This is a genomic window from Desulfosarcina sp. (assembly GCF_046496365.1).
Lineage (GTDB): Bacteria > Desulfobacterota > Desulfobacteria > Desulfobacterales > Desulfosarcinaceae > Desulfosarcina.
The window spans coordinates 1-6,329 of the sequence record NZ_JAWOHB010000030.1 but is presented as its reverse complement, the minus strand read 5'-3'; the positions used below and the strand labels follow the sequence as shown (position 1 = coordinate 6,329).

Genomic DNA, 6,329 nt, shown 5'->3' with positions numbered 1-6,329 from the left:
CGGAAAAATCTATAAAATGAGCATATTACATTATCTGGAAAAATTTGGAACGCTCAGTCTGGGTAAATGTTTCACCACGAAGGACACGACGCACACGAAGAAAAACGTATTCCGGTTCTCTATAAAGCTCAAGTGACTTCTTGAACCCGGTACTTATCAAACGGAAGGTTTATTATTTCAACTGGTTTAGTGTATGGTGGCATTCCCGCGAAGGCGGGGCAAACGTGAAGCAGTAGCGCTATCCACGATGCTCACCCGATTGTCTGGATCCCGGATATCCGCTTCGCTGCTTCCGGGAAGACACAGTTGGGTGTTCCGTCAAGCGACCAACCTGGTCCTTATAGATAAGTGAAATCAGTATTAGCGCGCTGGCGCGCGATTTTCGTGCCCTTCGTGCTCTTGGTGGTAGTAAAGAATATCCTTCTGTTCAAAATGCGATCCTTCCGATTGTGTCCATGCCTCCATTCTCACCCACTTCAGACCATTTTGCTCAGCCGTCTCTCTGCAGACGTCGCTGGTGATATAGGCGGAACTGGTCCACTTCATGCGAGAGCGATTCGGGCAAGGTGACGTTGATCCGGATGTTTTTTTTCGTAGCTGCGCCGGATCTTTTCATCCACGGGTGCCGGAATTATAGGTAGCCCAACAATGCAAAGCAGGGGGTTACGGCTTTCGGGCACTGATTTTCCGAATCGCACGGATGGAGATTCCGGAATTTTTGTTGATAAATTCCGAAACGCACGATAGCATGCAGGCCTATGACCTCAGAAATTCCACTTTATCCCAGGCTGATTAAAGATCGCGTCACCGAGGCGATGGCCGACACTCCCGTGGTGTTGCTGGCCGGCCCGCGCCAAGCTGGCAAGACAACCCTGGTTCGTCAATTGGCGGATCGGGATATGCGCTATCTTACCTTGGACGATGAGCTGACGCTTTTGGCCGCCCGTGAAGACCCGGTGGGGATGGTGCGCAGTCTGAATCGCGCGGTGATCGACGAAATTCAACGTGCCCCCCAGCTGTTGCTGGCAATCAAAAAAAGCGTGGATGAGGACAGACGTCCGGGGCGGTTTTTGCTCACCGGATCGGCCAACCTCATGGTCATGCCAGCAGTCGCTGACTCGCTTGCCGGCCGGATCGAGACCCTGACTTTGTTGCCGTTGTCGCAAAGTGAGATGCATGGTTCATCGGTCAACTGGCTTGACCGGGTTTTTTCCGGGCCTTTGCCTGAGGTGGCAACCCCGTTTGTGGGTGGCGATCTGGTGGAAACCGTCTTGCGAGGCGGTTATCCTGAAGCAGTGGCGCGTTCCACGGCACGGCGGCGTACTGCCTGGGCGCGCCAATATACCGATGCCCTCATCGAGCGGGATGTGCGGGATGTAGCCGGCATTGAAAAGCTCGATCATTTGCCGCGTTTTTTGCGGGCGTTGGCGCAGATGGCCGGTCAGATGTGCAACTACACGCAACTGGGCGGCCAGGTGGGCTTGGATGGTAAGACGGCAGCCCGCTACATCGGGGTTTTTGAGCAGATGTATCTGCTCCAACGTGTTGAGGTCTGGGCGCGCAATCGGCTCAATCGTATTGTGAAGACGCCCAAGGTGCAGTTCGTCGACTCAGGATTGCTCTCGACGCTGATGGATTTAACTGCCGACACTGTGCAGCAGGATCGCACCCGATTTGGGATGGTGCTGGAAAACTTCGTCTTTGCTGAACTCCTCAAGCATACTACCACCGCTGAGGGGGATTTCCGCATGCTCTACTACCGAGATCACGACCAGATCGAAGTGGACGTGGTGATCGAAAACGCAGCCGGGCAACTGGTGGGCGTGGAAATCAAGGCGGCTGCTACCTTAAGGGAAAGCGATCTGCGCGGCCTCAGGCGGCTGAAAACCGTTGCCGGGGGCGCTTTCAGGCTGGGGGTGATACTCTACGACGGCATAGAAATCTTGCCGCTCGGCGATCGTCTCTGGGCTGCACCTCTGTCTACATTGTGGGGGAAATAAACTGAACCGATCGAGGTAAAGAATATCTGCGATTGCCTGTTGATTCCAGTTTTGGAAAAACCTTAAACGACTGCAAAGTCAAAATTTTCACCACGACGCACACGAAGAAAAAAGTATTGGCGCGCTGGCGCGCCCTCTTCGTGCCCTTCGTGCTCTTCGTGGTAGTAAAAAATATCCTTCTGTTCAAAATACTAATCATGGCTGACACCGACCCTGTCCATAATCAAATCCTCGCCAGCGGTTATTTCTCGGCCGACTGGTATCTGGAGCAGTACCAGGATGTGGCAAATTCTGGCATGGATCCCCTGGAACACTACCTGTCCTACGGCGTATCCGAAGGCCGCGATCCGGGACCGGACTTCAGTACCAGCGGCTACCTGGCGCGCTACCACGATGTGGCCGAGGCGGGCATCAACCCCCTGTTGCATTATATCCGCTACGGCAAGAGGGAGGGCCGGCTCACTGCGCCCTGCCTGGATCCGCACACCATCAAACGCCCCTATGGCAATTTCGCTGAGTACCTGACCGGCTGCATGCTCGACCCCCTGGTCACGGCCCCTTTTGCTGCGCTGGACCTGGACAATTTCAAGTTGATGGATCAGGTCGCCCGCTGGCTGTGCCTCAAGCAAAAGGAGTGTAAGGAGCCTCCCCTGGTGTCGGTGATCATGCCCATGCGCGACCGCGTCGAGGTGGTCGGCGATGCCGTGGGCTCGGTGTTGGCGCAGTCCTATATAAATCTTGAGTTGATCGTGGTCGACGACGGCAGCCGGGATGACGGCCTTGCGGTGGTGCGGGGCTTTACCGATCCGCGTATTCGTCTGCTCGAAAGTGGCCAATCGAGTGGCGTTTCCGCAGCCCGCAACCGCGGCCTGGCGGCGGCCCGGGGCGAGCTGATCGCCTATCTGGATTCCGACAACAGCTGGCGGCCTGACTATCTGAAGTCCATGACCGGTTTCTTTCAGGTACAGCCCGATGCGGATGCCGCATACAGCGGCCAGTATCTCTACCGGGGCTGTGACAACGAGCCCTTTGCCGTGCGCTTCGGTTGCTACAATCCGTCCCTGCTGCGCAATCGCAATTACATCGACTTGAACTGCTTTGTCCATCGACGCGCTGTTTTAAAGATTGTCGGCGGGGGATTCTGCGAAGCGATCAAACGCTGGGTCGACTGGGAGCTGATCCTGCGGATCGCCCGCGTGGGCAAGATCTACTCGGTGCCCATTCTCCAGTCGCACTATTTCCTGGACAAGGCGGAAAATACGATTACTTCCACGGAGGCGTTGGATCCAGCTCGCAATTACATCGTGGAAAAATTCGGCTGCGGCAGGCAAGGCGGGTTTCCGCAGGGTGAGGGCTCGCTGACGAAAAAAGTAGCCGTCATTGTATCGGCTCACGGTGGCCGAGGAAACCGCGACGCATGCATCGAATCGCTGAAAGCTTATTCGCGCGATCCGCTTGTACAGGTCTTTGCCGTAGTCGATCCATCCCATCTGGCTAGCACGAGTTGTCTTGCCGAGCAGGAGAATGCCGGAGTGAAGACGATCGTCGCAGACCCCGGATTCGATCTTTTCCAGGCGGTCAACCAGGCTGTGCGGGTCGCCGACCCCGAAAGCGATCTCGTGTTGCTGGACCTGAACGCGACACTTATGCCCGGCACGCTTTCTGCGTTACAGAAAGCGGCGTATGCGGGCGGCTCCATAGCCATAGCTGCACCTCAGCAGGTCGTTCCCGGTGGGGATCCGTCGATCAACACCCACGTCCCTTACGCTTTCGACGATGTGCCTTGCGATATTGCCCTGTCCCATCATCACAGCAATGTTGAACCCCTCCCTCTTTTTCACAGCGGCGGTCCGGTGGATCTGAATTTCGCCTCCTTTGTCTGCGTCTATATCAAGCGAGACGCCTGGGAACTGTGCGGCAGTCTCGATGTCCATCAGGAAAGGGAAAGTCAATCCGACCGGATCATGTGCGAATTCGTCCGTCATGTTCTTGGCAGGCGGATTGTCTACACACCTGACGCCGTTGTGCTTAACCAAAGCCCATTAAGATTCGGAAATTAATTAATATTAGATAGTTATTGAAATGAGCGTGGCAGCTGCGTTTAATTACAACCTTGTCTGTCTGTTGGCCCAATTACTGCAGAACACCCCACAGATGTCCTGAGATGATCCGAAGAAGCCGACTTGAAGATGAATCGGTATCCGTTGAGCTGTGGGTATTGCCTGGGCGGCCACGGCCGGCGAAAGGAGTTGTAGCGATGCGATCGAAAATCCTGTGGCGAGACCGGGCAAACGCCTGGCGCGGCGAAGTGCTGCTTGCATCGCTCTGGATCTTTAAAACCCTTACAGGATTGACGTTGCTGCGCAGCGCCTATCGGTCACTCCTCATCCACTTGATCAGGCGTAGCGGGCTTTTCGATAGCGCTTTCTATCTCGAAACCCATGGGGATGCCGTGCATGCCGGAATGTCGCCGCTGCGCCACTATGTGACGTACGGCGACCGGGAAGGACGTTGGCCCATGGCGTTTTTCGATCCGGATTACTATCGTGCCCACGCAAAAAACCGGGCAAAATACGTGATTACGCTGCTTCACTACGCCCGTGTCGGACGCTACCTGCGAATTTCACCCAGTCCGTGGTTCGATGTCGATTTTTACCTGGCCGTCAACAAGGATGTTGCCCGCGCCGGCTTCGACCCGCTGCACCATTACCTGAAATGGGGCGGTGTTGAAGGACGTTCACCCTCCCCGCAGTTTGACGGTGCCTACTATCTGCGCACCAACCCGAGTGTCGCCCATGCTCGTATCAATCCACTGCTTCATTACCTTCGAATCGGCCGCTTTGAGGAGCGGCGCACAGTGCCGGAAGAGGATGGGGGTTTTTCGGATGCTGCCATGGCGGATATCCCCCAAGCCGTCATTCCCAGCAAGGCATCGTGGGCGGCGCTCAAATCCCGTGCAGAGATCAAGGACGCTGCGGTGGATGTCGTGGTTCCGGTATATAAGGGAAGAACCGAGACGCTGCGCTGCCTGCATAGCGTTCTCGCTGTTTCAAATACAACCGCCTTCGAATTGGTGGTGGTCGACGATGCCAGCCCGGATGCCAAAATGGCTGAGGATCTACACAGACTGGCTGACCAGGGACTGTTCACCTTGTTGGGCAATACGCAAAACCGCGGATTCATCCACAGCGTCAACCGGGGTATGGCCCTTCATCCGGAACGCGATGTGGTGCTTTTGAACGCCGATACGGAGGTCTTCGACGGATGGCTCGATCGGCTTCGGCAGGCCGCTCAACGCCACCCCAGAACGGGCACCGTAACCCCGCTTTCCAACAACGCCACCATCTGCAGCTATCCCCGCTTCTTGCAGGACAATCCTTTCCCTCTGGAATTGAGTTATGCCGAACTGGATTCGTTGACTGCCAAGGTAAATGCCGGTCTGGACGTGGAAGCACCCACCGGGGTCGGTTTTTGTATGTATCTCAAACGCGCCGCCCTGGCGGATGTGGGTCAGTTCGATGAGGCGTCATTCGGCAGGGGCTACGGAGAGGAAAATGACTTCTGTCAGCGCGCCATCCGCAAAGGCTGGCGCAACGTCATCGCCGCCGATGTCTTCATCCACCATTGGGGTTCGGCCTCGTTCCAGGGGCAAAAGGCCAAACGAATCCAGGCCGCCCTTAAAACCCTTGATCGGATGCACCCCGCGTATCAGCGGGATGTGGCCACTTTCATCGATCGTGATCCCCTAAACGAAATGCGCAGCCGTTTAGACATGGCACGGTTGACACGGTTTCGCCGAAACAAAAATACGCTCATCGTTTGTCATCATCGGGGCGGCGGTGCCGAAAGGAAAGTGCAGGAAGAGATCCAGCGGTTCAACCGGGAAGGCCACGGTGTCTTTCTTCTGCGTCCCAAAGCCGGTGAACCGTCCCATGTCGTTTTTCGTCATTCCGCGGCCAAACCGCTGCCGAACCTTCCCGCCTGCATTTTGGCGGATACGACCGGAATGACCAACGTACTCAAAAAACTCGGCATCACCGATATTCATACCCACAGCCTGGTCGATTTCGAGACTGAAGCGCCTGACCACCTGTGCGCCTTGACCGAATCTTTGGATGTACGTTGGGCCGCGAACCTGCATGACTACAAAGTCATCTGTCCGCGCATCAACCTGGCTGATGCGAACGGCTTTTATTGCGGCGAGCCGGCTGAAACCGCCTGCAACAAGTGCCTGGTTGAAGTGGGTTCCGATTTTAAGGTGACCGACATAGGGGCCTGGCGAGCCATGCACAGACGGGCTTTGATGGCGGCGGACCAGGTGCTGGTGCC

The 6,329-nt window shown here is 56.0% G+C and carries 3 protein-coding genes; all 3 read left to right on the top strand.

Features of this window, described 5'->3' with window-relative positions:
- Positions 1-758 precede the first annotated feature (758 nt).
- Positions 759-2,000 carry an ATP-binding protein gene (locus R6V78_RS01850; protein WP_410287619.1) on the top strand — a complete coding sequence of 414 codons (1,242 nt, stop codon included), beginning with the start codon at positions 759-761 and terminating at the stop codon, positions 1,998-2,000.
- A 116-nt stretch (positions 2,001-2,116) separates the two neighbouring features.
- On the top strand, positions 2,117-4,060 hold the full coding sequence (locus R6V78_RS01845) for a glycosyltransferase family 2 protein (protein WP_410287618.1): 1,944 nt from the start codon (positions 2,117-2,119) through the stop codon (positions 4,058-4,060).
- Between the two features lie 197 nt (positions 4,061-4,257).
- The coding region (locus R6V78_RS01840; protein ID WP_410287617.1) for a glycosyltransferase at positions 4,258-6,329 on the top strand (2,072 nt) is incomplete at its 3' end.